We start from the raw sequence: 25,385 nt of genomic DNA on the forward strand, positions 1-25,385 counted from the left end.
ACTCATTCTTCTACTAACTTGACAGATCCACAACAGCCGACCGCCGCTCCCGGCGCGCCGAACGAGCCGGTTTTTGCTCCAGGGGCGCATGACGCCGATATTGAGCGCCTGTTTGGACCCGGCGGCCCCCTGGGCCCGGCGGTGGGCGGTTTTCGTCCACGCAAATCGCAGACCGAGATGGCCAAGGCGATCGCCGATGCCATCGCCAAGCAGCAGACCCTGATCGCCGAAGCCGGCACCGGCACCGGCAAGACCTTCGCCTACCTGGTGCCCGCGCTGCTGTGGGGCGGCAAGACCATCGTCTCCACCGGCACCAAGAACTTGCAGGACCAGCTGTTCCTGCGCGATATCCCGACCATCCGTGCGGCGCTGCAGGCGCCGGTGTCGGTCGCGCTGCTGAAGGGGCGCTCCAACTACCTGTGCCACTATCACCTGGAACGCACGCTGCAGAACGGCCGCATGACCTCGCGCGAGGACGTGGGCTACCTGCGTGAGATTTCGCGTTTCCTGAAGATGACCAGCACCGGCGACAAGGCCGAACTGGCGCGCGTGCCGGAAAATGCGCTGGTGTGGAACCTGGTGACGTCGACCCGCGAAAACTGCATGGGGCAGGAGTGCCAGTATTACCAGGATTGCTTCGTGATGAAGGCGCGCCGCGAGGCGCAGCAGGCCGACGTTGTGGTGGTCAACCACCACCTGTTCTTCGCCGACGTGGCGCTGAAGGACACCGGCGTGGCCGAGCTGCTGCCATCGGCGAATACCGTGATCTTCGACGAGGCGCACCAGTTGCCCGATACGGCCACTTTGTTCTTTGGCGACAGCGTTTCGACTTCGCACGTACTGGAGCTGTGCCGCGACGTGCTGGCCGAGGGCCTGGCCCATGCGCGCGACGGCGCCGAGTGGGCCAAGGTCGTCACCCCGGTGGAGAAGGCGGCGCGCGACCTGCGCCTGACCTTCACGCAGGACATCGTGCGCATGTCGCTGCCGCAGATCGCGCCGTCCAGCGATTTCTTCCCCGCGCTGCAGACGCTGAAGGATGAACTGATCGATATGGTGGCCGTGCTGGAGCAGAACGCTGAGCGCGCCGAGACCATCGAACAATGCCGTGTGCGCGGCAGCGAGCTGTCGGCCAAGCTGGAAGCCTGGAAGTTCGACCCGAAGGCCAAGGTGGCTGCCGGCGAAGAAGCGGTGTTCTGGGTGGAAGCCTTCCAAAGCTCGCTGCAGCTGCATAAGACGCCGCTGTCGATTGCGCCGATCTTCAACGGCCAGCGCGAAGGCGTGCCGCGCAGCTGGATCTTCACTTCCGCCACGCTGGCGGTGAAAAACGATTTCACCCACTTCGCCCAGCAACTGGGGCTGGAGAACGAAGTCGCGCGCAACTGGCCCAGCCCGTTCAATTACGAAGAGCAGGGCTTCCTGTACGTGCCGCAGGGCCTGCCGGACCCGAATTCGATGGGCTACACCGACGCCGTGCTGGATGCGGCGCTGCCCATCATCGAAGCGGCCGGCGGCCGCACCTTCCTGCTGTGCACCACGCTGCGCGCGGTCAAGCGCGCGGCCGAGCGATTGCGCGATGAATTCGACAAGCGCGGCCTGAAGTTCCCGCTGTTCGTGCAGGGCGACCGTGGCCGTACCGAGCTGCTCGACCAGTTCCGCAAGGCCGGCAACGGCGTGCTGATTGGTTCCCAGAGCTTCTGGGAAGGCGTGGACGTGCGCGGCGAAGCGCTCTCGCTGGTGATCATCGACAAGCTGCCTTTTGCTCCGCCTGACGACCCGGTGCTGGCCGCTCGTATCGAAGTGATGGAGCGCCAGGGCCTGAACGGCTTCATGGGTCATACGCTGCCGGAAGCGATCATCAACCTGAAGCAGGGCGCCGGCCGTTTGATTCGCGACGAAGGCGACCGCGGCGTGCTGATGCTGTGCGACCCGCGCGTGATCTCCAAGCCTTACGGCCGCCGCATCTGGCAAAGCCTGCCGCCGTTCAAGCGCACGCGCGAAGCGGCGGATGTCATAGAATTTTTCAAGGGTCATTAATCGCGGAGAGAGTCAATGAAGTTGACACGCGCAATGTTGGACGAAGCCGCAGGCCGGGGCCTGCTGGATGAAGGCCAGGCAGGGCGGCTGTGGCAGTTCCTGGTGGAGCGTGAGCAGCATACGCCGGGTTTCAAGCCGGCGCACATCCTGTATTACCTGGGCGGCTTGATCGCCATCGGCGCCATGTCGCTGTTCATGACGCTGGGCTGGGAGTCGTTCGGCGGCACCGGCCTGCTGTTCATCTCCCTTTGCTATATGGCGGCGGCGCTGGGCGCGGTCGAATGGCTGCGCGTGCGCGGCCTGGTGCTGCCTGCGGGCGTGCTGGCCGCGTTCGCGGTGGCGCTGGTGCCGCTGGCGGTCTATGGCCTGCAGCATATGCTCGGCCTGTGGGCAGGCGGCGAAGCCGGCAGTTCGTATCGCAACTACCACTACTACGTCGACTGGCGCTGGATCTTCATGGAGCTGGCCACGCTGGCTGCCGGGGCGGTGGTGCTGTGGCGCTACCGTATGCCGTTCACCGTGATGCCGCTGGCGGTGACCCTGTGGTACATGAGCATGGATGTGGCCGAAATGCTGCTTGGCCATTACGGCCTGTTTTCCCGTGAAGGCAAAATCATCTCGGCGGTGTTTGGTGTCGGCATGACGCTGGTCGCGCTGTGGATCGACCTGCGCAACCGCAGCAGCAAGGATTATGCGTTCTGGCTGTACATCTGGGGCGTATTGGCGTTCTGGGGCGCCTTGTCTTCGATGGACTCGGGCAGCGAGTTCGGCAAGCTGGTCTATTGCCTGATCAACGTCGTGATGATCGGTCTCGGCGCCGCCTTGTCGCGCCGCGTGTTCGCGGTATTCGGCGGCTTTGGCCTTGCTGGCTACCTGGGCCACTTGTCTTACACCGTTTTCCGCGACAGCCTGCTGTTCCCGGTCGCACTGACTGCGATCGGCATTGCCATCATCGCCGCCGGCGTGTTCTGGCAGCGCCGCGAAGCGCGGATCGGCGCCAGCCTGCGCCAATTGCTGCCTGGTCCCGTGCGCCTGCTGGTCGAACGCCGCGCCGCGTGAAGCTGCGCAACGCGCTTGCACTCCTGTTTTCCGCTGGCGCGCTGCTCGGCCTGTGGGCGGTCGGCTGGGCGCTCTCCCAGCCGGTCAATCATCCGGTCGCCATGCCGGCGGCCCTTGGCTTCGAGCGGGTGCTGGCTGGCGGGACGCACGGCTCCCTGCTGCGCGCGCCCGGCGCGACACGCTGCGTACTGCTGATGCATGGCATCCGCGGCGACCGGCGCGCGATGGCGGAGCGCGCCGCGTTCCTGCGTGACGCCAGCTGGACCGCCCTCGCAATTGACCTGCAAGCGCATGGCGAGACGCCAGGCGAGATGATTACATTCGGCCACCGCGAGGCTGCCGACGCCCGCAATGGGGTTGCCTATTTGCGCGCCCAGGGATGTGCGACCGTGGCCGTCATCGGCCAGTCATTGGGCGGCGCCGCAGCCCTGTTGGGCAAAGGCCCGGTGGCGGCCGATGGATTCGTGCTTGAATCGGTCTATCCCACCATAGAAGACGCCGTCGCCAACCGGCTCGCAGTCCGCTTCGGGGCTGTGGGGCGTCTTGCTGCGCCACTCCTTTACTGGCAGCTTCCCTTGCGCACAGGCGTAGGGCGCGAGGAACTGCGCCCTGTCCAGGCCATCAGCAGGGTGCGGGCGCCTGTGCTGGTGGCTGGCGGCACGCGCGACAGCCAGACTCCGCCGGCAGAAACGCGGCATATGTTCGAAGCGGCGGGCGGAGCGAAAACCCTTTGGCTGGTCGAGGGCGCAGCCCACGAAGACCTTTACCGATTCCATCCGGCCGAATACCGGCTTCGCCTGCTGCGCTTCCTCGATACGCTGCGAGCTGCGCCGGGCTAGTGCAGTTCCGGCGCCACCTGACCGCTCAGGAGCCAGTTGCCGATCGCCCGATAGACTTGCGAGCGCTGGCCCTGCAGGCCGTGTGCGCTTTCACGGCTGCAGTCGCGGCGGGTGCCGGCATGGACCGGCGGGAAGGCTTCGCTGTCGACAGCGATCAGCGGAAAGAAGCGCGCTTTCCGATAGCTGTCGCGAAAGGGCAGGCAGGCGTCGCGGCGGTGATGCACGCCGAGCACGGGAATTTTGAGGTGCGGCACTTCGGCCCAGGCCTCGGCGCTGCCATTGACCAGCACCACGGCATCGACAGCGGGCAGGCGGTTCGCGGCATAGGCGGCCGAGAAGGCGCCGTCGCTGCTGCCCATCAGGACCATGCGCGCCTGCGGGTGGCGCTTGCGCATGAAGTCGACCACGGCGGCGATATCCTGCCGGTGCGCGGCGCCCTGGCGACTGTCGATATCCAGCACCTCATGGTCGCTGGCGGTGTCCAGCGCCACCATCGCTCCTATCTGTTGCGCCATCTGGCGCTGTGCACCGAACAAGGTATCCGGATCGGCAGGCAGGCTGCCAGGCCAGGCGCCCTGCAGCCCGCGCTGGCCCGAGCCGCCCGCCAGGTAGAGCACGACGTGGCCGACCGCGTGCTCGCCAGTCATCTCCAGCACGCGCACGGTGGCGCCGGGCCGCGTCGGGATATCCAGCAGGACTTCACCAGCCTGCACTACGCCGTGCAGCGCGAGGGCAAGCAATGCCAGCGTGCGAATCTCCATGGGACAATCCTCCTGTGCCGAGTGACTTTCACGCACCTTGATTCAATTGGCGCATTGCCTGAAATTGTATATTCTCCGACAACATTTTACGCAAAAGTCGAGGTGACGCGATGAAGTGCAAGTTGATCCTGGGCGTGCTGGCGACTGCGCTGGCGCCCGCCGCGCAAAGCCAATGTTGCGGCTATGGCATGAGCTACGATAACGTTGTGGTCTGGCCGCAGCCGGATTTGCGCATCCCGGTTCCTTCCGCCGCCAATGCGAAGAAGGCCCCGCCAATCCTGCCGAAATCGAAACCAGCCGTGCAGGCCAACGCGCACAAGCTTGCCCAGCACTTCGCGGCCGATAAGCGCGCGGAGATGGAGAAAGTCTATGTGCAAAGCATGGACGTCTATCTCCAGGTCGAAAAGAAAATGGGCTGGACTCCGCGCGACATGGCCGGCGGGCTGGCGGCTTTCCTGGTCGGGAATTACATGGTGTTGAAAAACACCGAAGTTTCGGACGAAGACTTCAACGCCGTCGCCAGGCAGATCCGCGCACAGGACAGGCTGCAGAACATCAATGACCGCAACGAGGCGGACAAGGTGCGCGACGTCTTCGAGCAAAGCGCCATGATCGGCGCCTTCATGGCGCTGGCCTATAAATCGCACCAGCAGCAGCCGCAGCCGCCGGTCGTCCATGAAAACATGCGCAACGCGGCGCGCGAAAACCTGCAGCTGGTGTTGAAAGGCGATCCGGGCAACCTGTCAATCGACAAAAACGGCATGAGGTTCCAATGACGATCTTCATCAAGAAGATGTGCAATGCCTTCATCACCGATGCGGTGGTCAATCGCCGCATCGGCGGGGCAGCGGGGCGCAGTGTCGAAGCAATAGGCGCCGCCATCGGCGGCTTATGGGTCGGCGGTATCGTCACCGTGTCGGCCGACGCGCTGGACTGGATTCCGAACATCATGAACAAGGCGGTGCATGATGATTTGCAGCCGGTGCATATCCCCCTGCGCGACGTGCGTTCGGTGCGGCGCGTATTCGGCATCCTGACCGGCATCGTGGTGGTTGAACTGGAAGATGGCGGCGAGTTCCGCTTCCGCTGCTTCAATGCCCGCAGCGTGGCGGAGAATATGTCCGACTTGCTGCCCAGCCAGGTGATGAGCGCATGAGGGCGCCTGCTGCGTGCCATGTTGTGCGCCGCAATGCTTGAGGCATCGGCGGCCCAGGCACAGGGTTTCGTGGGCTTGGGACCCGATTACTCGATGACGACAGCGCCGATGATCAACTTCGCCAATATGGCGGTGATGAACAACAATTCGATGAACACGGGCAGCCGTTCGCGCAGCAAGCCGGCGCGTCTGGATGCGCCGCCGGCGGTACAGCGCAATGCGCGGGAGCTGGCCAGGGTGTTCCCGCCATCGAGCCAGGCTGCAATGGCCGAGGCTTTCCGGCAAAGCATGGACATCTACCAGCAGATCGCCGCCAAAATGGGCTGGCTGCGCGACGACCTGGATGGTGCGATGGCCGCCTTCATCGTCGGCAATTGCATGGTGTTCGCCAATCGTGAAGTACAGGATGCGCAATTCGCGGCAGTGGCCGAGCAGCAAAGCGCGGAAACGATCCGCAACCTGTACGAAAAGAGTGCCATGGTGGGTGCCTTCATGGCGCTGGCCTATAAGTCGCAGCAGCAAAAGGCGCAGCCGGATAATGTGGCTGCCAACCTGCGCGACAGCGCGCGCGAAAACCTGAAGCTGGTCCTGGGGACGGACCCCGAGCGCCTGCAGACCGACGAGCGAGGTGTTATCCTTGTCAAATGACCATCCTTAACGGTTCCTGCCACTGCGGCACTATCACGATCGAGGTACCCGATGCTCCGGCATACCTGATCGACTGCAACTGCTCGATCTGCCGCCGCACGCGTGCCCTGTGGGCCTTCTACCCGGAAGAAGCGGTTCGCGTCGGGGGCGATCCGGCGCACACCGAGGATTACGTCTGGGGCGACAAGTCGCTGCGCACGGTGCGCTGCCGGTCTTGCGGCTGCGTCACGCATTGGAAGTCGCTGCAGCCGAACGGCGACGGCCGCATGGGCGTCAATATGGCCAACTTCGCACCTGAAGTTGTCGCTGCGCTGGAAGTGCGCAAGTTCGACGGCGCCGCCAGCTGGACCTACTTGTGATCGCCGACCTGCCGCAGGACGCCTTGCTGCAGCGCTACCGCGAGCAGGGCGCCTATACCGATTGTTTCGCCATCGACGTGCCGGGCCAGGTGCCGCATGCGGCGTTTGTCGAAGCTTTCTACACGTCGGCCGTATTCAAGCTGGAGCGCCTGCTGCTGGCGTTGTTCGTCGCGCGCCCTTCGCGCGATGCGGAAGCGCGCGAGCTGGCGAGCGGCCAGCGCCAGCAGTTCGCCGCCTGGTCGGTGGAGGGGCGGGCGCCCGGCCAATTGCTGATGTGCGATTACGCCGGCAGCACGCGCTCATGGCTGATGGCCTTGCCGGCCGGGCAGGGCACGCGGCTGTACTTCGGTTCGGCCGTCGTGCGATCGCGGCAGGGGGGCGTGTTTCGCGCGCTGCTTGGTTTCCATAAGCTCTATTCGCGCATCCTGTTGCGTGCGGCGGCGTCGCGCGTGCTCAGGACCTGAACTGCGATGGACTCCCTGATCACCGCGTCGGCCCGCTCCCTTGCCAGCGGTGATGTGCTGGGCGCCCTGAAGCATGTCGCCCTGCGTGCAGATCCGCCTGCGCTGGCCTTGCGCGGCATCGCCATGGCGCGGCTGGGCGATTTCGCCAAGGCGCGCGACTTGCTGCGCCGCGCTGCGCGCGGCTTCGGTGCGCATGAAGAACTGGCCCGTGCCCGCTGCGTCGTTGCCGAGGCCGAAGTGGCGATGGCGATGCGCGACTTCGGCGGCCCACCGCGCGTGCTGGCGGCGGCGCTGGCGGTGCTGGAAGCGCATGGCGACTATGGCAATGCGCTGCAGGCGCGCCTGATCGCCGCCAGAAAACTCCTTCTGCTCGGCCGCCTGCAGGCCGCCGCCGCGGAACTGTCCCGACTCGATATCCGGGCCCTGACTCCGGCCCTGGCCGCAGTGGCGCAGCTGGCGGCAGCCGAACTGGCCATGCGTTCGCTGCGCCCGGCGCAGGCCCGGGCGGCGCTGGTAAATGCGCAGGCGGCCGCCGCGCGCTCGGGGGTACCGGAGCTGCTGGCCGAAGTAATGGAAGCTGGCGCCGCGCTGCAGCGTCCTGCCGCGCGACGGCATGGCGGCGGCGAGATGTCGCTCGACGAGGTGGCTGCGCTGCAGGCGTCCGGCACGCTGGTGCTGGACGCCTGCCGGCGCGGTCTGGGTGGCGGCGGCACCTGGCGCCCGCTGGCGCGCAGACCCGTGCTGTTCGTGCTGGCCCGTACCCTGGCCGAGGCCTGGCCGGGGGAAGCCGGTCGCGACTTGCTGATCGAACAGGCCTTCAATATCCGCCGACCCGACGAAACCCACCGCGCACGGCTGCGGGTCGAGATCGGCCGCCTGCGTGCTCTGGTCAAAGGCCTTGCCAGCATTGACGCCACGCCGCTCGGCTTTGCGATGCGGACCCTGAATGGCAGCGTGCTGGCCGTGCTGGAGCCGCCCATCGATGGCGAGCAGGCGTCGCTGCTGGCGCTGCTGTCGGACGGAGCCGCCTGGTCGACCTCAGCGCTGGCGCTGGCGCTGGACGCCAGCCAGCGCACCGTGCAGCGCGCGCTGGCAGAGCTGGAAGCGGCCGGGCGTGTGCGCTCGATCGGTCATGCCCGCACCCGGCGCTGGCTGGCGCCGCCGCTGGCCGGATTCACGACAATCTTGTTACTCCCTTCCGCGCTGCCATTGGAATAAAGTTCACTTGCGGCGCCGATCAACGGCGCGCCTCATAAGGAGCAAGGCAATGACTCTCAATTCAAACAAGGTGCGCAAGGCTGAAGTCCTGCGCGAGTACGGCCCGTTCGAGGGCGTGAGCAAGGTCGGCGGCGTGACCTACGACGGCCATCTGGTATGGGCGGCCACCGGCGCCCGCCTGATCGGCTTCGATCCGGAAAACGGCAAGCCGGCACGGACCCTGGAACTGGCCGCCGACGCGGGGACGGCATTCGACGGCAAGTTCCTGTACCAGATCGCGGCGGAGCGGATCAACAAGATCGATCCGGCCAGCGGCACGGTGCTGTCGTCGATCCCGGCGCCCGGCAAGGGCGGCGATTCCGGCCTGGCCTGGGCGGAAGGCAGCCTGTGGGTGGGGCAATACCGCGACCGCAAGATCCACCAGATCGATCCCGAGACCGGCGCGGTAATCCGCACGGTTGAATCGAACCGCTTCGTCACCGGCGTGACGTGGGTGGACGGCGAGCTGTGGCACGGCACCTGGGAGGGCGAGCAAAGCGACATCCGGCGCGTTGACCCGCAGAGCGGCGCCGTGCTGGAGCTGCTGGAAATGCCGCCCGGCGTGTTCGTCAGCGGCCTGGAATCCGATGGCGCCGGCTTGTTCTATGCAGGCGGCGAGAACAGCGGCAAGGTGCGCGCAGTGCGCCGCCCGCGGGGAGCATGATCATGAATACCGTCGTCAATCAAGAGCAATGGGTTGCGCAGCGCAAGGAATTGCTGGTGCGCGAGAAGGAACTGATGCGCCAGCAGGACCAGCTGGCCAGCGCCCGCCGCGCGCTGCCCTGGGTGCGCGTGGACAAGCAGTATGTGTTCGATACGCCGCAGGGCAAGCGTTCGCTGTCCGACCTGTTCGAAGGGCGCAGCCAGCTAGTTGTGCAGCACTTCATGTTTGCGCCAGGGGAGGAGCGGGGCTGCGCGCACTGCTCCTACATGGCCGACCATACCGACGGCGCGCTGTCGCACCTGGCGCAGCGCGACGTCAGCCTGGTGGCGGTGTCGCGCGCACCGCTGGCCAGCCTTGAGCGCATGCGCCGGGACATGGGCTGGCAGTTCAAGTGGGTGTCCTCCGGCGCAAGCGATTTCAATTACGACTTCCACGTCAGCTTCGCGCCGGAAGAAATGGCCGCAGGCGAGGTCTATTACAACTACACCGGGCAGGCATTCCCGTTTGAAGACGCGCCTGGCGTCAGCGTGTTCTACAAGGACGACGCGGGCGTGGTCTACCACACCTATTCGACCTTCGGCCGCGGCGTGGAAGTGATGATGCACACCTATCGTTTCCTCGATATCACGCCGCTGGGGCGGCACGAGGAAGGCTTGCCCTACACGATGGCCTGGGTGAAACACCACGACAGCTACCAGCAGGCGCCGGCCGCCGGCTCCTGCTGCTCCCACGGCTGAAGCGGGGAAGCCATGCCTGGCTTTCGGCCCTGGAGGGCCGTGTCCGCGATCGCCTGCGGCCATCTGGCATCGATGGCCGCAGTGGCAGCGGCGGTAGCCTTCCGGCTGCCGCTGGACCGGCCCGCAATGCAATGGGGAGCCGGCGTCCTGCTCCTCGTTGCACTGGCTTGCCGCTTGCGCCGGGGGCATGCGTTGGCGGGGCCGGTGGGCATGGCGCTGTGGACCTTTATCATGTCCACTGCCCACGGCGCCGGCTACGTGCTGATGCCGTCCCTGATGACGATCTGCGGGCGCGGCGCAGTGGGGCCGGCGCTGCTTGCCCTGGGCGCGATGGGTAGCCACATGGCGGTTATGCTCGCAGCAAACGGCGTCATTGCATATATCGCCTTTTTCTTGACAAAACGGCTCGCGACACCATGCGCATGATATGCACCTTGCTTCTCCTGGCAGTACTTCCTGCCGCACAAGCCATAGACTGTCCGGCAAACCTCCGCTGGAAAGACGGTACTCGCGCAAAAAGACAAGGTGACCTTGCAGCTGAGTGACGTACTTGAGAAAAAGTCCGCCGCGCAGAACGGGATGGTCGATTATTCAATCCAGGCCCCCCCGGCGTGCCTTTGGAGGCGGATATGCAGGGCTGGCGCATGTACCGCGCTTGAGCAACTGCGCGGCGCGAAAAAGAAGTAGCCCGGTCAGGGCTTGATGATCACCTTACCCGTCACTTTGCGCGCCGCCATGGCGTTCAGGGCCTGCGGCGTGTCCGCCAGCGAATAGCGCGCGGAAATGTGCGGGCGGATCCTGCCTTCGCCCAGCCAGCCCAGTAGCTGCATCATGCCCGCCAGGTTGGCCTTTGGCTCGCGCTTGACGAATTCGCCCCAGAACACGCCCGTCAGTGAAGCGCCTTTCAGCAGCGCCGGGTTCAAAGGCAGCTTGGGGATTTCGCCGTTGGCAAAGCCCACTACCAGGTAGCGACCGCGCCAGCCGATCGAGCGGAAGGCAGGTTCGGCATACTCGCCGCCAACCGGGTCGTAAATCACGTCCGGGCCTTTGCCATCGGTGGCGGCTTTGATCGCCTCGCGCAGGTCGCCGCTGCTGTAGTTGATCAGGACATCGGCGCCATGCTCTTTGCACACCGCCAGCTTTTCTTCGCTGGAAGCGGCGGCAATCACGCGCGCGCCGAGCGCCTTGCCGATCTCGATTGCGGCCAGCCCGACGCCGCCGGCGGCGCCCAGCACCAGCATGGTCTCGCCGGCCTTCAACAGGGCGCGGTCCACCACCGCGTGGTGCGAGGTGCCGTAGGTCAGGGTGATTGCTGCGGCCGTATCGAAATCCATCCCCGGCGGCATCGGCATCAGCGAAGCCGCGGGCACCAGCAGTTGTTCGGCAAAGCCGCCATGGGCGGAGAAGGCAATTGCCTTGTCGCCCGGCTTGAAGCCCTGCACGCCTTCGCCAACCGACAGCACCACGCCTGAAACTTCATTGCCCGGCGTGAAGGGCAGGGTGGGCTGGTACTGGTACTTGCCCTGGATGATCAGCACATCGGGGAAGTTGACGGCGGCTGCCATCACCTGCAGCACCACCTGGCCCGGGCCGGGCTGCGGGTCGGGCACTTCTTCCAGCACCAGCGTGTCGGGCAGACCCCACTCCTTGCAAACGATAGCCTTCATGTCACAGTCTCCTTATCGAACGATCGTACGATTATGCCCGAGATCACTTTGCGCCTGCACAAAGTTCAGCGCCCGCGCCGGGGATACATTTGGCTGGCAGGGGAGGCGATTGCCATGAGTATCCGGTACGGCTGCTTTTTCAGTTACGCGCATGGCCAGCACGCATATATGAGCCACTTCAAGGACGACCTGGTCGATGCCCTGAAGTGCTATCTTGAGCCCCATTTCGACAACGAGACCGAACTCTTTGTCGATAGCGAGCAGCTGGGCGGCGGGGACGATATCGAGCGCCGCCTCGCCCTGGCCATGTGCCAGAGCGCCACGATGATTGTGATCTACACCCCGAAGTACGAGGCGCACCCGTATACCCGGCGCGAATTCGCGGCCATGCAGATGATCGAGGCTGAGCGCAGTGGCTGGTACGAGCTGCCCAGCCACCTGATCATTCCCGTCATCATGACCCGCCATCCACTGAACCTGCCGCGCCAGATCAGCGAGCCCGGCATGTATGTCGATTTTTCGCGCTACACGCTGGCAACCGGGGACTTGAAGACCAACCCCGATTTCCTGCCCGATATCCGGCGCATCGTGGACCGCATCACGATGCATTACCACTGCGTGAAGGCGAGCATCCCGCCCGGCCACGACTGCAGGCAGTTCGTGCTGCCGCCGGTACCGCCGGAATGGCGCCCGCCGGCCCCACCGCATTTCCCACGCTAGAAAAATCCACTGAGAGAGCGCCATGGATCACCTACGCCTGCACCTGCCAGAGCTGCCCGCAGCCGGCGAAGTCACCACTTTCTACTCGTACAAAGGCGGCGCAGGCCGCACCATGGCGCTGGCCAACCTTGGGCACATGCTGGCTTGCCGCCGTACGGCGCCGGTATTGCTGGTCGACTGGGACCTGGAAGCCCCCGGCCTGCATTACTACTTCCCCGGCGCCGCGCAGGCCGCGGGCGTGCTGGAGCTGTTCGAGGAATGCCGCGACCAGCTCCAGGAGCGCGTCGGCCGCTACGCCAGCGAGCAGGCGCTGGCCGATGCGGTGGTCGACGCGCTCCGTTGGGAGCAGTACCTGGTCAGGGCATGCGATGACCGGCCACTCTGGCTGCTGCGCGCCGGGCGGTGCGACGGCAGCCATGCGGAACGTGCGGCAATGCTGGACTGGCAAAGCCTGTTCGACGCATGCCCCGCGCTGTTCCGCACGTTTGCCGCGCGCCTGGCGCGCCATTTCGGCCATGTGCTGGTCGACGCCCGCAGCGGGCGCGCCGACTGCGCGGCCATCTGCACCACGCTGCTGCCGACGCGGCTGGTGCTGGTGTTTGCGCCGAACCGGCAGAACCTGGATGGCTTGCAGGACCTGGTGTCGCGCGCCACCGGCTACCGCAGCTGCCATGAGGACGAACAGCGGCCTTTGCTGGTCTACCCGCTGCCATCGCGCATCGATACTTCGAACGAGGGGCAATGCACGCTCTGGCGGCGCGGAGCGGATGGGGCGGGCGGCTACCAGCCCCTGTTCGAAGGCCTGCTGGGCCAGGCCTACGGCTTGCCCTGGCTGTCGCTGGAAGCCTATTTCGATGCGGTGCAACTGCCGCACTGCGCCAGCCTGGCTTGCGGCGAGCCGCTGCCGGCTTTGGCCCTGCAGCAAGGTTATTCAGCATTCATGCAATGGTTTTCCGAAGGGCTCTGCCCCTGGCAGCGCCTGCCCCAAGCCGCACCGGCCACCCTCAACCACCACCATGCCTTGCCGCTCGAGCAGGAACGCACCGTCTACTGGCCAATGCCGGCGGCGATATAAATTTGTCTGCGCCGGCGCGCTGCGCCAGTCGTTGCTTCAGGTAAAATTCCCTGTATGAGAATCCTTATCAGTAACGACGACGGCTACCTGGCGCCTGGCATCAATGCGCTGGCAGAAGCCCTGCAGCCTATTGCCGATATCGTGGTTGTGGCGCCCGACAGCAACCGCTCCGGCGCCTCCAATTCCCTGACGCTGGACCGTCCCTTGTCGGTGCACCAGGCGGCCAATGGTTTCTATTTTGTCAATGGAACGCCGACCGATTGCGTCCACGTGGCGCTGACCGGCTTGCTCGACCATGTGCCGGACCTGGTGGTGTCGGGCATTAACAACGGCCCCAATATGGGCGACGACACCCTGTACTCGGGCACCGTGGCCGCCGCCACCGAAGGCTACCTGTTCGGCGTGCCGGCCATGGCCTTTTCGCAGGGCTCCTACGGCTGGGCCAATGTCGATGCCGCCGCCCGCGTGGCGCGCGACCTGGTGCAGCGCTACCTGGAATTGCTGGAGCGGCCCTACCTGCTGAACGTGAACATCCCCAACCTGCCGTATGAGCAGCTGGGGGCACTGACGCCGACCCGCCTGGGCCGCCGCCACCAGGCCGAACCCGTGGTCAAGGCGCTCGACCCGCGCGGCCGCGAAATCTACTGGATCGGCCCGCCCGGCGCCTGCAAGGATGCCGGCGAGGGCACCGACTTCCATGCAGTTGCCAATGGCCGCGTGTCGCTGACGCCTTTGCAGATCGACCTGACCCATCGCCAACAACTCGATTCCCTGGCAAAGGCCATCGCATGAGCGAAAAGACCCGCACTTTCCCGCTGCCCCTGTCATCCGTTACCGACAAGAGCCCGGCGAAGAAGCCGGTCTACAACACCGTGGCCACGCCACAAACCGCAACCCAGAACGCCGCGCGCACGGCCGCTGCCAACGCCGGCGGCTGGCGCCCGCAGCCGGTTGCCTCGCCTTCGCGCGCTCATTCCTACGCCCAGGAGCGCGCCCAGGTGCAGCTTGGCTCGATGCCGGCGCCGCGCCAGAATGCCCTGGTGTCGGACGGGGTGCGCCGCGCCATGGTGCAGCGGGTGGCCAAGCAGGGCGTCAGCGACCCGGTGGTGCTGGGCGCGCTCGACACCGTGCCGCGCCATATGTTCATGGACGAAGGCCTGGCGCCCCAGGCCTACATCGACGCATCGCTGCCGATCGGCCACCACCAGACCATCTCCCAGCCTTATATCGTGGCGCGCATGATCGAGGTGATGCGCGCCGGGCAGGATGTGCACCGCGTGCTGGAAATCGGCACCGGCTGCGGCTACCAGGCGGCGGTGCTGGCCTGCGTGGCGAAAGAGGTGTATTCGATCGAGCGTATCAAGTCCCTGCACGAACTGGCCAAGGCCAACTTGCGCCCGATGCGGGTGCCGAACCTGCGTTTGCACTACGGAGATGGTATGCTAGGCTTGCCGCAGGCGGCGCCTTTCGATGGCATCATCCTTGCCGCCGCCGGCCTGGAAGTGCCGCAGGCCTTGCTGGATCAACTGAATATCGGCGGCCGCCTGGTCGCTCCGGTCGGGGCTCGCACCCAGCATCTCGAACTGGTGACCCGTGTCAGCAAGAACGAATGGGTGCGCCAGACGCTGGAAGACTGCCATTTTGTGCCGCTGCGCCCTGGCACCGTTTAACACACAGATCAATAGAATGACGAAGAAATATTCCCTTTTCCTGATGGCCGCCTCGCTGGTCATGCTGACCGCATGTGAAACCATGACGCAGCCGGCCCCGGTCGAGGATCGCTCGACGCCGCTGGCGCCGACGTCGCCGAAACCGGCCTCGGAGGAGCCAGCGAAAGACAAGGAAGGCTACTACACCGTCCACAAGGGCGACACCCTGATCCGCATCGCCTTCGACCGCGGCCTGAACTACCGCGACCTGGCGGCCTGGAACAACCTGGCCAACCCGGACGATATCAAGGTCGACCAGGTATTGCGCCTGACGCAGCCGGAAGGGGTGCAAGTGGCCGCCGTGCCGACCCCGCCGCAGATCGAGAAAACCCCGCCGCCGCCGCGCAAGTCGGCGCCGAAGGGGGAGAAGCGTCCATATTCCGATGCCGCGGTGGCGGATTTGCAGAAAACCGACGAGCGCCCGGAAAAACCGGCCCAGGTGGCCAGCGCGGCGCCGGTCCCGGTGCCGGCTGTGGCGGCGGCAGTCAGCGCGGAAGACCGCGACCTGTCGTGGACCTGGCCTTCCGATGGCCGCGTGGTGGCCCAGTTTGATGAAGGCAAGAACAAGGGTATCGACATTGCCGGCCGCTCCGGGCAACAAGTGTTGGCAGCCGAACGAGGAAAAGTGATGTATGCCGGTAGCGGCATCCGCGGATATGGTAATCTCGTCATTGTGAAGCACAGTAACAGCCTGTTGTCGGCCTATGCCCATAACCGCTCCATCCTGGTGAAGGAGGGGCAGGAAGTGCGCAGGGGCCAGGCAATTGCTGAAATGGGGGACTCCGATACCGACACGGTCAAGCTGCACTTTGAAATAAGGCAGCAGGGCAAGCCGGTGGATCCATCGAAATTCCTGCCTAACCGCTAGATAAGCACCCATGACACGCTCGCCGAATGACCAACTGGAAGACGACTCGATTCCTGAGGAATTCCCGGACGAGCCGGTCGATGAAGTAGCCATCGATTCCATGGAGTCGGACGGCGAGGTTGCGGTGGAGGGCAGCAGTGCCGTCATCGAAACCGTCGACGAGCTGAAAAAAGTGCTGGCGGCGGAGCTCTCCACCGACACCACCCAGCACTACCTGAACCAGATCGGCACCCGTCCCTTGCTGACGGCGCCGCAGGAGGTGCATTTCGCGACTTTGGCCAAGCAGGGCGATTTCTCCGCGCGCCAGACCATGATCGAGCATAACCTGCGGCTGGTGGTGTCGATCGCCAAGCACTACATCAACCGCGGCGTGGTCCTGCTCGACATGATCGAGGAGGGCAATATCGGCCTGATGCGCGCCATCGACAAGTTCGAACCGGAGCGCGGTTTCCGCTTTTCCACCTATGCCACCTGGTGGATCCGCCAGAGCATCGAGCGCGCCATCATGAACCAGGCGCGCACGGTGCGCCTGCCGGTGCATATGGTGCGTGAACTGAACCAGATCCTGCGCGGGAAGTACCACCTGGAGGCGCAGCACCACAATGGCAAGGACGCCACGGCGGAGGACATCGCCGACCTGGTGGGGCGGCCGGTGGAGGAGGTGCAGGACATCCTGGCCTTATCCGAGCATGCCACCTCGCTCGATGCGCCGCTGGATAACGATCCCCAGTCTTCATTGATGGACATGCTGCCGGGCGATTCCGAGGATGCGCCCGATGCGCGCGCCGAGCACCACGAAATGACGGTGCTGGTGCGCGACTGGCTTACCAAGCTGCCGGACAAGCAGCGCATCGTCATCATGCGCCGCTTCGGGCTGGATAACGACGATCCCGCCACCCTGGAGACCCTGGCCGAGGAAATGGGCGTGACGCGCGAGCGGGTGCGCCAGATCCAGCAGGAGGCGCTGGTCAAGCTGAAGCGGGCCATGGCGGCGCGCGGCGTGGTCCGCGATTCGCTGCTTTAAGAGGCAGCTTCTCTGCTATCATAGCGGGCTTTGGGCGCGCAACGCGCCGGCTGCAACCTTAACCGCTATGCAAGACACTATCGTCGAAATCAAATCCCTGGACATGGATGCCCGTGGCGTTGGCCACATCGAGAACGAAGACGGCTCGCCGGGCAAGGTCGTTTTCATCGAAGGCGCGCTGCCGGGTGAAAAAGTCAGCTTCGAACTGCAGAAGAAGAAGAAGAACTGGGAGCAGGGCCGCATGACGGCGCTGCACAAGGAATCGTCGATGCGCGTCAAGCCGAAGTGCGAGCACTTCGAGATCTGCGGCGGCTGCTCCATGCAGCACCTGGAAGCTTCGGCCCAGGTGGCGATCAAGCAGCGCGTGCTGGAAGACAACCTGTGGCACCTGTCCAAGGTCAAGTCCGACACCATGATGCGCCCGATGTACGGCCCGACCTGGGGCTACCGCTATCGCGCGCGCCTGTCCTCGCGCTATGTGGCCAAGAAGGGCACGGTGCTGGTCGGCTTCCATGAAAAGAAATCGGTGTTCGTGGCCGATATCCAAAGCTGCCAGATCCTGCCCAAGCACGTGTCGGACATGCTGATGCCGCTGCGCGCCCTGATCCACTCGCTGAGCATCTTCGACAAGGTGCCGCAGCTCGAACTGGCCGTCGGCGAAGACAATACCGTGCTGGTGATGCGCAATATGGGGCCGCTGGGCGCGGGCGACGAAGACAAGCTGAAGGCTTTCGCCGACGAGTACAAGATCCAGTGGTGGCTGCAGCCTAAAGGCCCGGACACCGCCTATCCGTTCTACCCGGCCGGCAAGGAGCTGTATTACACGCTGCCGGAATTCGGCGTCAAGATGCCCTTCAAGCCGACCGACTTCACCCAGGTGAACCATCACATCAACCGCGTGCTGGTGCACAAGGCGCTGCGCCTGCTGGACGCGCAGAAGGAAGAGCGCGTGGCCGACCTGTTCTGCGGCCTGGGCAACTTCACGCTGCCGCTGGCGACCCAGGCGCGCGAGGTGGTGGGAATTGAAGGCTCGACCGCGCTGACCGAGCGCGCGCTGGCCAATGCCAAAGTCAATGGCGTCGACGGCCACACCACCTTCCAGTGCCGCAACCTGTTCGAAATCACCAAAGACGACCTGCTCGCCCTCGGCAAGTTCGACCGCATGCTGATCGACCCGCCGCGCGATGGCGCCATGGCCTTGTCGCTGGCGCTGGCCGAGCTGAAGGAAAGCAATCCGGACATGCTGCCAAAGCGCATCGTCTACGTTTCCTGCTCGCCATCGACCCTGGCGCGCGATGCCGGCGTGCTGGTGCACCGTGCCGGCTACCGCATGTCACAGGCCGGCGTGATGAACATGTTCCCGCATACCTCCCACGTGGAGTCGATGGCGGTGTTCGACCTGGCCTAAGCCGGTCTACGGGCGGCGCTTGTCGCGGAAGAAGCGCCATGCTTCTTCCGCCGATTCAAAATCGGCGTTCTGCGCGCCCAGCAGGAAACCGGCATACCACTGCAAGCGGTGCTGGATGCTGGGTTCCGTGTGCCCGCCATTGGCAACTTTGAAAAACTCCACCTGCAAGCCGCGCGCATCGCTGCCCCATACATAGTGGTGGGCGGTGGTGTCGCCCGATTCCTTGCGATGGGAAAGGGTGCTGTCCTGCGTTGCCGCATCCGGCAACTGGTCCAGCTTGCGCCATAGTGCCAGCGTTTGCTCCACGGGAAGCGCGGTGCCGCGCCCGCGCAGCAGCATGCCCCCGATTTCGCCGCCGCCGTACGGCACGATCTTGTCGGCCGTACCGTGGATGACCATCACCGGCAAGGGCGTGCCGGGAGGGGCGCACAGGCTGTTGGCGGGCCACACCGCGGCCATGGCGGCAATGCCGGCCAGGCGCGGGCCCAGTTCCACGCCCAGGCGGTAAGTCATGCCGCCGCCATTGGACATGCCCATCACGTAGATGCGCGACGGGTCGGCGTTGTGTTCGGCAATCGCCTTGTCGACCAGCGCGGCGATGAAGCCGACATCGTCGGTTTTAGGGCTGGTGCTGGCATCGGCGCGGCAGTCGTTCCAGCCGGATTTGTTGTCGCTGCCCTTGGCGCCATCCGGCGCGATGACCAGGACTTGCTCGCGGTCGGCGATCGCCAGCCATTGCTGCATCGGCACGCGCAGGCGTTCGCGGCCAAATACCAGGCTGGCCGAGCCGGCGTGCCCATGCAGCACCAGCACCAGCGGACGCTTGCCTGCTGCCGGCTGCTGCGGCTCCGCCAGCAGGTAGTGGCGGGCGCCCTCGGGGCGCTGGATGTCGGAGGCGGTGATGGTCGCCGCGTGCAGGGCGCACGGCAGCAGGGCGGTGAAGGCGGCTAAAGGCAGGGTTTTCATGAGTTTATGATAACACCGTGCCACAAGCGGTCGGGCAAAGAAAAAGCCGGCACCAGGGCCGGCCTTCTTGCTGGTGCGGGATGCGCTTATTCGCGGTCGCCGGCCAGGCCCAGCAGGTTCAGCAGGCTGGTGAAGATGTTGTACACGTCCAGGTACAGGGCCAGGGTGGCGGAGACGTAGTTGGTCTCGCCGCCGTTGACGATGCGCTGCACGTCGAACAGGATGTAAGCCGAGAAGACGGCAATCACCAGCACCGAGATCACGATCGACAGTGCGCTCATGCCCAGGAAGATGTTGGCAACCGACGCCAGCATCAGCACGATCACGCCGGCGAACAGCCATTTGCCCATCATCGAGAAATCGCGCTTGGTCACGGTGGCGTAGCTGGCCAGTGCGGCAAAGATCGCGCCGGTACCGCCAAAGGCCGTCATGATCAGGGTCGGGCCGTTGGAATAGCCGAGGGTGCGGCTGAGCAGCGGGGTCAGCATCAGGCCCATGAAGAAGGTGAAGCCCAGCAGCAGGGCAACGCCCACGCCGGAATCCTTGTTCTTTTCAATGGCCCAGAAGAAGCCGAAGGCGATTGCCATGAACACGATGAAGCCGATGAAGCCGCGTGGAATCGGTATGTTGAAGAACAGGCCGGCGGCGGCGCCCAGCACGGTCGGGATCATCGACAGGGCCAGCAGCCAGTAGGTGTTGCGCAGCACGCGGTTGCGGATCAGCGCATTGTCGGTGGCGACAGAGCTACCAAAATGATGTACGTTTTGCATATTTAAATGCCTCCTTTACCAAAAAGCATAGCATGCCGCTGACCAGATGGGGGCTTCCTGGCTTAGGAAATACTTAAAAACGCTTAGGGGAAGCCCTTATATATGCCCTGGAAGTGTTTCCTTGGGCATAGAGAATGAACTATGTTAAAATCTAGGGTTGATCGAGAATCTAATTTCTTCTTTTAAACCTTTCTTTTTATTGGAGTTTTTCATAATGGCAATCGAACGCACCCTGTCGATCATCAAACCTGACGCAGTAGCCAAGAACGTGATCGGCCAGATCTACAGCCGTTTCGAAGGCGCAGGCCTGAAAGTGATCGCTGCCCGTATGGCTCAACTGTCGCGCGCTGAAGCAGAAGGCTTCTACGCTGTGCACCGCGAGCGTCCTTTCTTCAAGGACCTGGTTGACTTCATGGTTTCCGGTCCTGTCATGATCCAGGTTCTGGAAGGCGAAGGCGCAATCCTGAAGAACCGCGACCTGATGGGCGCTACCGATCCGAAGAAGGCAGAAAAAGGCACCATCCGTGCTGATTTCGCTGATTCGATCGATGCCAACGCTGTTCACGGCTCCGACGCTGCTGAAACCGCTGCCGTGGAAATCGCCTACTACTTCCCAGCACTGAACGTCTACTCCCGTTAATCTTACGGAAAAGTAGTAAAGTAGTATTGCGCCTTGCCCCGGGTCTTCGGTCCGGGGCAAAGCCGTTTTTGAAATTGAGTAAAAAAGCATGGAAACGTCCCTCACCAATCTGCTGGATTTCGATCCGGAACAACTAGTCGCCTACTGCGCCGAGCTGGGGGAGAAGCCTTTCCGTGCCAAACAGCTGCAGCGCTGGATCCACCAGTTCGGTGCCTCCGACTTTGACAGCATGACCGACCTCGCCAAGTCCTTGCGCGAGAAGCTGAAGACGCGCGCCCACATCGTGGCGCCGGCCGTCATCAGCGACCATACGTCGACCGACGGCACCCGCAAATGGCTGGTGGACGTGGGTAATGGCAATGCCGTGGAAACCGTGTTCATCCCGGAAGAAAACCGCGGCACGCTGTGCATCTCGACCCAGGCCGGCTGCGCCGTGAATTGCCGTTTCTGCTCGACCGGCAAGCAGGGCTTCAACCGCAACCTGACCGTGGGCGAAATCATCGGCCAGCTGTGGATGGCTGAATTCGCGCTGCGCGCAACCAAAGGCATCGAACCCGGCCCGAAGGGCGAGCGCCAGATCACCAACGTGGTGATGATGGGCATGGGCGAGCCGCTGCTGAATTACGGGCCAACCGCCACCGCGCTCAAGCTGATGCTGGACGATAACGCCTACGGCCTGTCGCGCCGCCGCGTGACCCTGTCCACCTCGGGCGTGGTGCCGAACATCGACAAGCTGTCGCAGGACGTGCCGGTGGCGCTGGCGGTATCGCTGCACGCCTCCAACGACAAGCTGCGCGACGAACTGGTCCCGCTGAACAAGAAGTACCCGCTGAAGGAGCTACTGGCGGCGTGCAAACGCTACCTGGAGTTCGCACCGCGCGACTTCATCACATTCGAGTACTGCATGCTCGATAACTACAACGACACGGATGAGCATGCGCGCGAGCTGATCGCGCTGGTGAATCATCCGGAGTTCGGTGTCAATTGCAAGTTCAACTTGATTCCTTTCAACCCCTTCCCGGAATCGGGCCTGCTGCGCTCCAAGAACCCGCGCATCAAGGCCTTCGCTGAAATTCTGATGAATGCGGGCATCGTAACCACCATCCGCAAGACGCGCGGCGATGATATCGACGCAGCTTGCGGACAGTTGGCGGGCGAAGTGAAAGATCGCACCCGCGTGGCTGAACGGATGGAAAAGATGACCGAATACCAGAAGAAGTACGGCGCCGATTTTGGCAAGATAGTGGAGATTCGTTCCTGATGACCGATTTCGCCCAGCGCCGCTTCAAGTGCCTGGCCGCGGTCGCGCTGGCCAGTTTATTGGCGGGCTGCGCGACTTTGGGGCAAGGCCCCAGCGGCAGAGAAGACCTGAAGACCATTTCCGACCAGACTTCGGCGCAAAAGCGCGCCGAGATCCGCATGCAGCTAGCGATCGGCTATTTCGAGCAGGGTAACTACCCGATCGCGCTCGATGAGGTGAAGAAGGCGATCGCCGCCGATCCGCAGGGCGTGAACGGCTACAGCCTGCGCGCCATCATCTACATGCGCATGGGCGAAAAGGAACTGGCGAACGACAACTTCCTGCAAGCCCTGAAATTGGCGCCGAACGATCCCGACCTGAACAATAATTACGGTTCCTTCCTGTGCCAGCACGAGCGCGTCAAGGAATCGTTCAAGCATTTCGATGCCGCGCTGGCGAACCGCAATTACCGCTCGCCGGCCGGCGCCTTGAACAATGCGGGCAATTGCGCGCTGAAGATCAAGGATATCGACCTGGCCGAGCGCTACCTGCTGGATGCGTTGAAGCTGACCCCGGAAGTGCCGGAAACGAATATCGGCCTGGCCAAGGTGTACTATGCGCGGCGCGACTACCCGCGCGCGAGCTTCTTTATCACGCAGTTGCACAAGGTGGCGAAAGTGGATAGCCTGCCTGCCGACGTACTGTGGCTGGCGATCAAGGTACAGCACAGGATGGGCGACCAGGCCCTGGAGCAGAGCTTTGCGACGCAATTGCGGCGTCATCACGCCCAGTCGCCGGAATATGCAGCGTATCAGCGTGGGGCGTTTGATGAGTGAGAACGGGGAACCAATGGATTCTGAGCAGGACAAGCCGGCCAGCCAGCAGCATGCCTCCGCGCCCGGGGCAGAACTGGCCGCGGCGCGCGAGGCCATGGGGCTGTCGGTCGAGCAGGTGGCCGACCAACTGAAATTGGCGCCGCGCCAGGTGCTGGCGATCGAGCAAGGTGATTTCGATGCATTGCCGAACCGCGCAGTGACGCGTGGTTTCATCCGTGCTTACGCCAAGGCGGTGCGGCTTGATCCGGCGCCGCTGGTGGCGATGGTGGAAGTGGAAGGGGCAGTCGGGCACGCCGACGCGACCGTGCGCCCGACCCGGGTCAAGGCATCGTTCCAGGAGTCGCGCTTCCCTTCGCTGAATGAACGCAATAACGGCAAGCCGCTGGGCGCCATCGTGGCCGGCGTGGGCGTGCTGGCATTGGTCGGACTGGCTGCCGCCTGGCAGATGGGCGTGCTGGCGCCGCTGACGCTGGCGGCCCGTGGTGGCTTGACGGGGCCAGCCGCTCCGGCCGAGCCGCCAGTGCCGGTGGTGGCGCAGCCGAGCGCGCAGCCCGCTGAGGCGCCGATGCAGACACAGAACGTGCCGCTGATTTCCGTTCCGCCGCAGCCAGGCAGCAATTCTGCGCCGGACGCGGTGGCCGGTGTCGGCGCGCCGGCGCAGGCGAGCGGCGTTGCGCCGGCGGCTGCCCCGGGCGCCGCGACTACCGGTGCCGTTGCAGCGCCGGGCAATGCCGCAGGTGCGCCTGCTGCGGGCGTGGCGCCAGCCAACCGTGCCGCGCCGACCGTTGGCGGCGCACCGGCCGCTGGCACCGTACCGGCGGCAGGCACGGCTCCCGCTTCGCCAGGATTGATTCCGGTCAAGCCGCCGGCAGTTGCGCCGGCTCCGGCGCCGGCACAGGGTACTGCGCCGCTGGTGGCCGCGCCGGCGACGGTTGCGGGTGCTGCTCCAGCGGTAGGTGCTGCGGGCGGCAAGCTGGTGCTGACTGTGAAGGAAGACTCGTGGGTCGAGATCCGCCGTGTCGGCCAGCCCAACGTGACGCGCGGTACCGTGCGGGCCGGCAGCACGCAAACCTTCAATGTGCGTGCGGATGACGTGCTGATCGTCGGTAAGCCAGGCGCGGTAAGCGCCAGCCTGGCCGGCGGCAAGCTGGAACTGACGCAAGGTGCGGGCAAGCCGTATGCCCTCGTGAACATCAAGTAATAAGAGTAGCCAAGCATGTCTTCTTCGAACAACCCGATCCCATCCGGACCACTGGCACGCCGTGCCAGCCGCCGCGTGCTGGTGCAGCACGGCGAGCGCAAGATCTGGGTCGGTGGCGACGCGCCGGTAGTGGTGCAGTCGATGACCAATACCGACACCGCCGATGCGGTGGCGACGGCGATCCAGATCAAGGATCTGGCACGCGCCGGGTCCGAGCTGGTGCGCCTGACGGTGGACCGTCCCGAGTCGGCGGCTGCGGTGCCTTACATCCGCGACCAGCTGGACAAGATGGGCATCGACGTACCGCTGGTGGGCGACTTCCACTACAACGGCCATACCCTGTTGACGGAGTACCCGGACTGCGCCGCGGCGCTGTCGAAGTACCGCATCAACCCGGGCAACGTGGGCAAGGGCGCCAAGCGCGATACGCAATTCGCGCAGATGATCGAAGTGGCGGCCAGGTACGACAAGCCGGTACGTATCGGCGTCAACTGGGGTTCGCTGGACCAGGCGCTGCTGGCGCGCATCATGGACGAAAACGCGACGCGGGAAAATCCATGGACCGCGCAGGCCGTGATGTATGAAGCACTGATCACCTCCGCGATCGAGAACGCGGTACGTGCCGAAGAGCTGGGCCTGGCGCGCGACAAGATCATCCTGTCGTGCAAAGTGTCCGGCGTGCAGGACCTGATCGCCGTCTACCGCGAACTGTCCAAGCGCTGCGACTACCCGCTGCACCTGGGCCTGACCGAAGCCGGCATGGGCAGCAAGGGCATCGTGGCCTCGACCGCCGCGCTGTCGGTGCTGCTGCAGGAAGGCATCGGCGACACCATCCGCATCTCGCTGACCCCGGAACCGGGCGGCGACCGCACCAGGGAAGTGGTGGTGGGCCAGGAAATCCTGCAGACCATGGGACTGCGCAAGTTCACCCCGATGGTGATTGCCTGCCCGGGCTGCGGCCGCACCACGTCCACCGTGTTCCAGGAACTGGCGGACGATATCCAGAGCTACCTGCGCGAGCAGATGCCGGAATGGAAAAAGACCTTCCCGGGCGTGGAGGCGATGAACGTGGCCGTGATGGGCTGCATCGTCAACGGCCCGGGCGAATCGAAGCATGCCAATATCGGCATCAGCCTGCCGGGCACCGGTGAATCGCCGGCCGCTCCGGTCTTCGTCGACGGCCAGAAAGTGGCGACCCTGCGCGGCGATAATATCGTGCAGGAATTCCAGGCGATCGTGCTCGACTATGTACAGAAAAACTACAGCAAAGCAGCGTAAAGAAC

At 64.5% G+C, this 25,385-nt stretch carries 28 protein-coding genes; 24 read left to right on the forward strand and 4 right to left on the reverse strand.

All coding sequences use genetic code 11. From position 1 onward, the window contains the following. Positions 1-18: 18 nt before the first annotated feature. The 3 genes from ASE26_RS02040 to ASE26_RS02050 are packed head-to-tail and all read left to right on the forward strand — an operon-like array spanning position 19 to position 3,932. Positions 19-2,034 carry an ATP-dependent DNA helicase gene (locus tag ASE26_RS02040; protein WP_055931519.1) on the forward strand — a complete coding sequence of 672 codons (2,016 nt, stop codon included), beginning with the start codon at positions 19-21 and terminating at the stop codon, positions 2,032-2,034. 15 nt (positions 2,035-2,049) lie between these two features. After that, positions 2,050-3,093 (forward strand): hypothetical protein, encoded by a 1,044-nt coding sequence (locus ASE26_RS02045; RefSeq protein ID WP_055931521.1) that lies wholly within the window; start codon positions 2,050-2,052, stop codon positions 3,091-3,093. Continuing rightward, a complete protein-coding gene (locus ASE26_RS02050) occupies positions 3,090-3,932 on the forward strand; it encodes an alpha/beta hydrolase (protein ID WP_057245500.1) in 843 nt (280 codons plus the stop codon). The genes ASE26_RS02045 and ASE26_RS02050 overlap by 4 nt, the downstream gene beginning before the upstream one ends. Here ASE26_RS02050 and ASE26_RS02055 read toward each other — a convergent pair. Next, the gene (locus ASE26_RS02055; RefSeq protein WP_057245501.1) at positions 3,929-4,693 is read right to left on the reverse strand and encodes an alpha/beta hydrolase; all 765 of its coding nucleotides are present in this window, start codon (positions 4,691-4,693) and stop codon (positions 3,929-3,931) included. The two genes, ASE26_RS02050 and ASE26_RS02055, sit on opposite strands and share 4 nt — an antisense overlap. Before the next feature lie 110 nt (positions 4,694-4,803). On the opposite strand from ASE26_RS02055, the gene ASE26_RS02060 reads away from it, so the two are divergent. Genes ASE26_RS02060 through ASE26_RS02100 form a run of 9 tightly spaced genes read left to right on the forward strand, consistent with a single transcriptional unit; the run spans position 4,804 to position 10,404 of the window. Then, a complete protein-coding gene (locus tag ASE26_RS02060; RefSeq protein ID WP_055931529.1) occupies positions 4,804-5,469 on the forward strand; it encodes a DUF6683 family protein in 666 nt (221 codons plus the stop codon). Then, the gene (locus ASE26_RS02065; RefSeq protein ID WP_055931531.1) at positions 5,466-5,849 is read left to right on the forward strand and encodes a hypothetical protein; all 384 of its coding nucleotides are present in this window, start codon (positions 5,466-5,468) and stop codon (positions 5,847-5,849) included. Before ASE26_RS02060 ends, ASE26_RS02065 begins: the two co-directional genes overlap by 4 nt. Before the next feature lie 33 nt (positions 5,850-5,882). Next, complete coding sequence (locus tag ASE26_RS02070) at positions 5,883-6,497, forward strand: DUF6683 family protein (protein ID WP_229208102.1); 615 nt, start codon at positions 5,883-5,885, stop codon at positions 6,495-6,497. Further along, a complete protein-coding gene (locus ASE26_RS02075) occupies positions 6,494-6,856 on the forward strand; it encodes a GFA family protein (protein WP_055931538.1) in 363 nt (120 codons plus the stop codon). The genes ASE26_RS02070 and ASE26_RS02075 overlap by 4 nt, the downstream gene beginning before the upstream one ends. Then, complete coding sequence (locus tag ASE26_RS02080) at positions 6,853-7,320, forward strand: hypothetical protein (RefSeq protein ID WP_200953798.1); 468 nt, start codon at positions 6,853-6,855, stop codon at positions 7,318-7,320. Before ASE26_RS02075 ends, ASE26_RS02080 begins: the two co-directional genes overlap by 4 nt. A gap of 6 nt (positions 7,321-7,326) precedes the next feature. Further along, positions 7,327-8,538, forward strand: a complete 1,212-nt coding sequence (locus ASE26_RS02085) for a hypothetical protein (RefSeq protein WP_055931541.1) — start codon at positions 7,327-7,329, stop codon at positions 8,536-8,538. Between the two features lie 49 nt (positions 8,539-8,587). Further along, positions 8,588-9,241: a glutaminyl-peptide cyclotransferase gene (locus ASE26_RS02090; protein ID WP_055931544.1), complete on the forward strand. Its 654-nt coding sequence runs from the start codon at positions 8,588-8,590 to the stop codon at positions 9,239-9,241. A 2-nt stretch (positions 9,242-9,243) separates the two neighbouring features. Next, positions 9,244-9,978 (forward strand): DUF899 domain-containing protein, encoded by a 735-nt coding sequence (locus tag ASE26_RS02095; protein WP_373922079.1) that lies wholly within the window; start codon positions 9,244-9,246, stop codon positions 9,976-9,978. A 39-nt stretch (positions 9,979-10,017) separates the two neighbouring features. After that, positions 10,018-10,404 (forward strand): hypothetical protein, encoded by a 387-nt coding sequence (locus ASE26_RS02100; protein WP_156409850.1) that lies wholly within the window; start codon positions 10,018-10,020, stop codon positions 10,402-10,404. 266 nt (positions 10,405-10,670) lie between these two features. On the opposite strand, the gene ASE26_RS02105 is transcribed toward ASE26_RS02100, so the two are convergent. Beyond that, positions 10,671-11,645 (reverse strand): NADPH:quinone oxidoreductase family protein, encoded by a 975-nt coding sequence (locus tag ASE26_RS02105; RefSeq protein WP_057245504.1) that lies wholly within the window; start codon positions 11,643-11,645, stop codon positions 10,671-10,673. A 114-nt stretch (positions 11,646-11,759) separates the two neighbouring features. Here ASE26_RS02105 and ASE26_RS02110 point away from each other — a divergent pair, with 114 nt between their 5' ends. The 7 genes from ASE26_RS02110 to rlmD all read left to right on the forward strand — a co-directional run bounded on the left by ASE26_RS02110 (position 11,760) and on the right by rlmD (position 18,449). Next, positions 11,760-12,365, forward strand: coding sequence for a toll/interleukin-1 receptor domain-containing protein (locus ASE26_RS02110; RefSeq protein WP_055931556.1), 606 nt, complete (start codon positions 11,760-11,762; stop codon positions 12,363-12,365). Positions 12,366-12,387: 22 nt separating this feature from the next. Beyond that, on the forward strand, positions 12,388-13,440 hold the full coding sequence (locus ASE26_RS02115; protein ID WP_057245505.1) for a KGGVGR-motif variant AAA ATPase: 1,053 nt from the start codon (positions 12,388-12,390) through the stop codon (positions 13,438-13,440). A gap of 54 nt (positions 13,441-13,494) precedes the next feature. Beyond that, the gene (surE, locus tag ASE26_RS02120; protein WP_055931561.1) at positions 13,495-14,232 is read left to right on the forward strand and encodes a 5'/3'-nucleotidase SurE; all 738 of its coding nucleotides are present in this window, start codon (positions 13,495-13,497) and stop codon (positions 14,230-14,232) included. Then, the gene (locus tag ASE26_RS02125; RefSeq protein WP_055931563.1) at positions 14,229-15,110 is read left to right on the forward strand and encodes a protein-L-isoaspartate(D-aspartate) O-methyltransferase; all 882 of its coding nucleotides are present in this window, start codon (positions 14,229-14,231) and stop codon (positions 15,108-15,110) included. The genes surE and ASE26_RS02125 overlap by 4 nt, the downstream gene beginning before the upstream one ends. 16 nt (positions 15,111-15,126) lie before the next feature. Further along, on the forward strand, positions 15,127-16,017 hold the full coding sequence (locus ASE26_RS02130; protein ID WP_055931565.1) for a peptidoglycan DD-metalloendopeptidase family protein: 891 nt from the start codon (positions 15,127-15,129) through the stop codon (positions 16,015-16,017). A 10-nt stretch (positions 16,018-16,027) separates the two neighbouring features. Beyond that, positions 16,028-17,041, forward strand: a complete 1,014-nt coding sequence (gene rpoS / locus ASE26_RS02135; protein ID WP_055931568.1) for an RNA polymerase sigma factor RpoS — start codon at positions 16,028-16,030, stop codon at positions 17,039-17,041. 67 nt (positions 17,042-17,108) lie between these two features. After that, positions 17,109-18,449, forward strand: coding sequence for a 23S rRNA (uracil(1939)-C(5))-methyltransferase RlmD (gene rlmD / locus ASE26_RS02140; RefSeq protein WP_055931572.1), 1,341 nt, complete (start codon positions 17,109-17,111; stop codon positions 18,447-18,449). A gap of 6 nt (positions 18,450-18,455) precedes the next feature. Here the strand turns inward: rlmD and ASE26_RS02145 are convergent, their stop codons facing one another. Both ASE26_RS02145 and ASE26_RS02150 read right to left on the reverse strand, forming a co-directional pair. Continuing rightward, on the reverse strand, positions 18,456-19,415 hold the full coding sequence (locus ASE26_RS02145; RefSeq protein ID WP_055931575.1) for a PHB depolymerase family esterase: 960 nt from the start codon (positions 19,413-19,415) through the stop codon (positions 18,456-18,458). 86 nt (positions 19,416-19,501) lie between these two features. After that, entirely contained in the window at positions 19,502-20,185 is a 684-nt protein-coding gene (locus tag ASE26_RS02150) for a Bax inhibitor-1/YccA family protein (RefSeq protein ID WP_055931578.1), read from the reverse strand. A 214-nt stretch (positions 20,186-20,399) separates the two neighbouring features. Here ASE26_RS02150 and ndk point away from each other — a divergent pair, with 214 nt between their 5' ends. From ndk to ispG, 5 genes are all read left to right on the forward strand, one after another. Next, on the forward strand, positions 20,400-20,825 hold the full coding sequence (ndk, locus tag ASE26_RS02155; protein WP_050412223.1) for a nucleoside-diphosphate kinase: 426 nt from the start codon (positions 20,400-20,402) through the stop codon (positions 20,823-20,825). Positions 20,826-20,913: 88 nt separating this feature from the next. Beyond that, complete coding sequence (gene rlmN / locus ASE26_RS02160) at positions 20,914-22,086, forward strand: 23S rRNA (adenine(2503)-C(2))-methyltransferase RlmN (protein WP_055931581.1); 1,173 nt, start codon at positions 20,914-20,916, stop codon at positions 22,084-22,086. Next, on the forward strand, positions 22,086-22,901 hold the full coding sequence (gene pilW, locus ASE26_RS02165) for a type IV pilus biogenesis/stability protein PilW (RefSeq protein WP_055931584.1): 816 nt from the start codon (positions 22,086-22,088) through the stop codon (positions 22,899-22,901). Before rlmN ends, pilW begins: the two co-directional genes overlap by 1 nt. Positions 22,902-22,914: 13 nt before the next feature. Beyond that, complete coding sequence (locus tag ASE26_RS31925) at positions 22,915-24,102, forward strand: helix-turn-helix domain-containing protein (protein ID WP_057245506.1); 1,188 nt, start codon at positions 22,915-22,917, stop codon at positions 24,100-24,102. 15 nt (positions 24,103-24,117) lie between these two features. Continuing rightward, complete coding sequence (gene ispG, locus ASE26_RS02175; RefSeq protein ID WP_055931590.1) at positions 24,118-25,380, forward strand: flavodoxin-dependent (E)-4-hydroxy-3-methylbut-2-enyl-diphosphate synthase; 1,263 nt, start codon at positions 24,118-24,120, stop codon at positions 25,378-25,380. Positions 25,381-25,385: the final 5 nt, after the last annotated feature.

It is taken from the genome of Duganella sp. Root198D2 (assembly GCF_001428585.1).
Classification (GTDB): domain Bacteria; phylum Pseudomonadota; class Gammaproteobacteria; order Burkholderiales; family Burkholderiaceae_D; genus Rugamonas.

What these genes read in the sequence shown, in the direction of transcription:
- ASE26_RS02045 (WP_055931521.1), top strand. Translation starts at nt 2,050, where the DNA reads ATGAAGTTGACACGCGCAATGTTGGACGAAGCCGCAGGCCGGGGCCTG.
- ASE26_RS02055 (WP_057245501.1), bottom strand. Translation starts at nt 4,693, where the DNA reads ATGGAGATTCGCACGCTGGCATTGCTTGCCCTCGCGCTGCACGGCGTA.
- ASE26_RS02060 (WP_055931529.1), top strand. Translation starts at nt 4,804, where the DNA reads ATGAAGTGCAAGTTGATCCTGGGCGTGCTGGCGACTGCGCTGGCGCCC.
- ASE26_RS02065 (WP_055931531.1), top strand. Translation starts at nt 5,466, where the DNA reads ATGACGATCTTCATCAAGAAGATGTGCAATGCCTTCATCACCGATGCG.
- ASE26_RS02070 (WP_229208102.1), top strand. Translation starts at nt 5,883, where the DNA reads ATGCTTGAGGCATCGGCGGCCCAGGCACAGGGTTTCGTGGGCTTGGGA.
- ASE26_RS02075 (WP_055931538.1), top strand. Translation starts at nt 6,494, where the DNA reads ATGACCATCCTTAACGGTTCCTGCCACTGCGGCACTATCACGATCGAG.
- ASE26_RS02085 (WP_055931541.1), top strand. Translation starts at nt 7,327, where the DNA reads ATGGACTCCCTGATCACCGCGTCGGCCCGCTCCCTTGCCAGCGGTGAT.
- ASE26_RS02090 (WP_055931544.1), top strand. Translation starts at nt 8,588, where the DNA reads ATGACTCTCAATTCAAACAAGGTGCGCAAGGCTGAAGTCCTGCGCGAG.
- ASE26_RS02095 (WP_373922079.1), top strand. Translation starts at nt 9,244, where the DNA reads ATGAATACCGTCGTCAATCAAGAGCAATGGGTTGCGCAGCGCAAGGAA.
- ASE26_RS02105 (WP_057245504.1), bottom strand. Translation starts at nt 11,645, where the DNA reads ATGAAGGCTATCGTTTGCAAGGAGTGGGGTCTGCCCGACACGCTGGTG.
- ASE26_RS02110 (WP_055931556.1), top strand. Translation starts at nt 11,760, where the DNA reads ATGAGTATCCGGTACGGCTGCTTTTTCAGTTACGCGCATGGCCAGCAC.
- ASE26_RS02115 (WP_057245505.1), top strand. Translation starts at nt 12,388, where the DNA reads ATGGATCACCTACGCCTGCACCTGCCAGAGCTGCCCGCAGCCGGCGAA.
- surE (WP_055931561.1), top strand. Translation starts at nt 13,495, where the DNA reads ATGAGAATCCTTATCAGTAACGACGACGGCTACCTGGCGCCTGGCATC.
- ASE26_RS02125 (WP_055931563.1), top strand. Translation starts at nt 14,229, where the DNA reads ATGAGCGAAAAGACCCGCACTTTCCCGCTGCCCCTGTCATCCGTTACC.
- ASE26_RS02130 (WP_055931565.1), top strand. Translation starts at nt 15,127, where the DNA reads ATGACGAAGAAATATTCCCTTTTCCTGATGGCCGCCTCGCTGGTCATG.
- rpoS (WP_055931568.1), top strand. Translation starts at nt 16,028, where the DNA reads ATGACACGCTCGCCGAATGACCAACTGGAAGACGACTCGATTCCTGAG.
- rlmD (WP_055931572.1), top strand. Translation starts at nt 17,109, where the DNA reads ATGCAAGACACTATCGTCGAAATCAAATCCCTGGACATGGATGCCCGT.
- ASE26_RS02145 (WP_055931575.1), bottom strand. Translation starts at nt 19,415, where the DNA reads ATGAAAACCCTGCCTTTAGCCGCCTTCACCGCCCTGCTGCCGTGCGCC.
- ASE26_RS02150 (WP_055931578.1), bottom strand. Translation starts at nt 20,185, where the DNA reads ATGCAAAACGTACATCATTTTGGTAGCTCTGTCGCCACCGACAATGCG.
- ndk (WP_050412223.1), top strand. Translation starts at nt 20,400, where the DNA reads ATGGCAATCGAACGCACCCTGTCGATCATCAAACCTGACGCAGTAGCC.
- rlmN (WP_055931581.1), top strand. Translation starts at nt 20,914, where the DNA reads ATGGAAACGTCCCTCACCAATCTGCTGGATTTCGATCCGGAACAACTA.
- pilW (WP_055931584.1), top strand. Translation starts at nt 22,086, where the DNA reads ATGACCGATTTCGCCCAGCGCCGCTTCAAGTGCCTGGCCGCGGTCGCG.
- ASE26_RS31925 (WP_057245506.1), top strand. Translation starts at nt 22,915, where the DNA reads ATGGATTCTGAGCAGGACAAGCCGGCCAGCCAGCAGCATGCCTCCGCG.
- ispG (WP_055931590.1), top strand. Translation starts at nt 24,118, where the DNA reads ATGTCTTCTTCGAACAACCCGATCCCATCCGGACCACTGGCACGCCGT.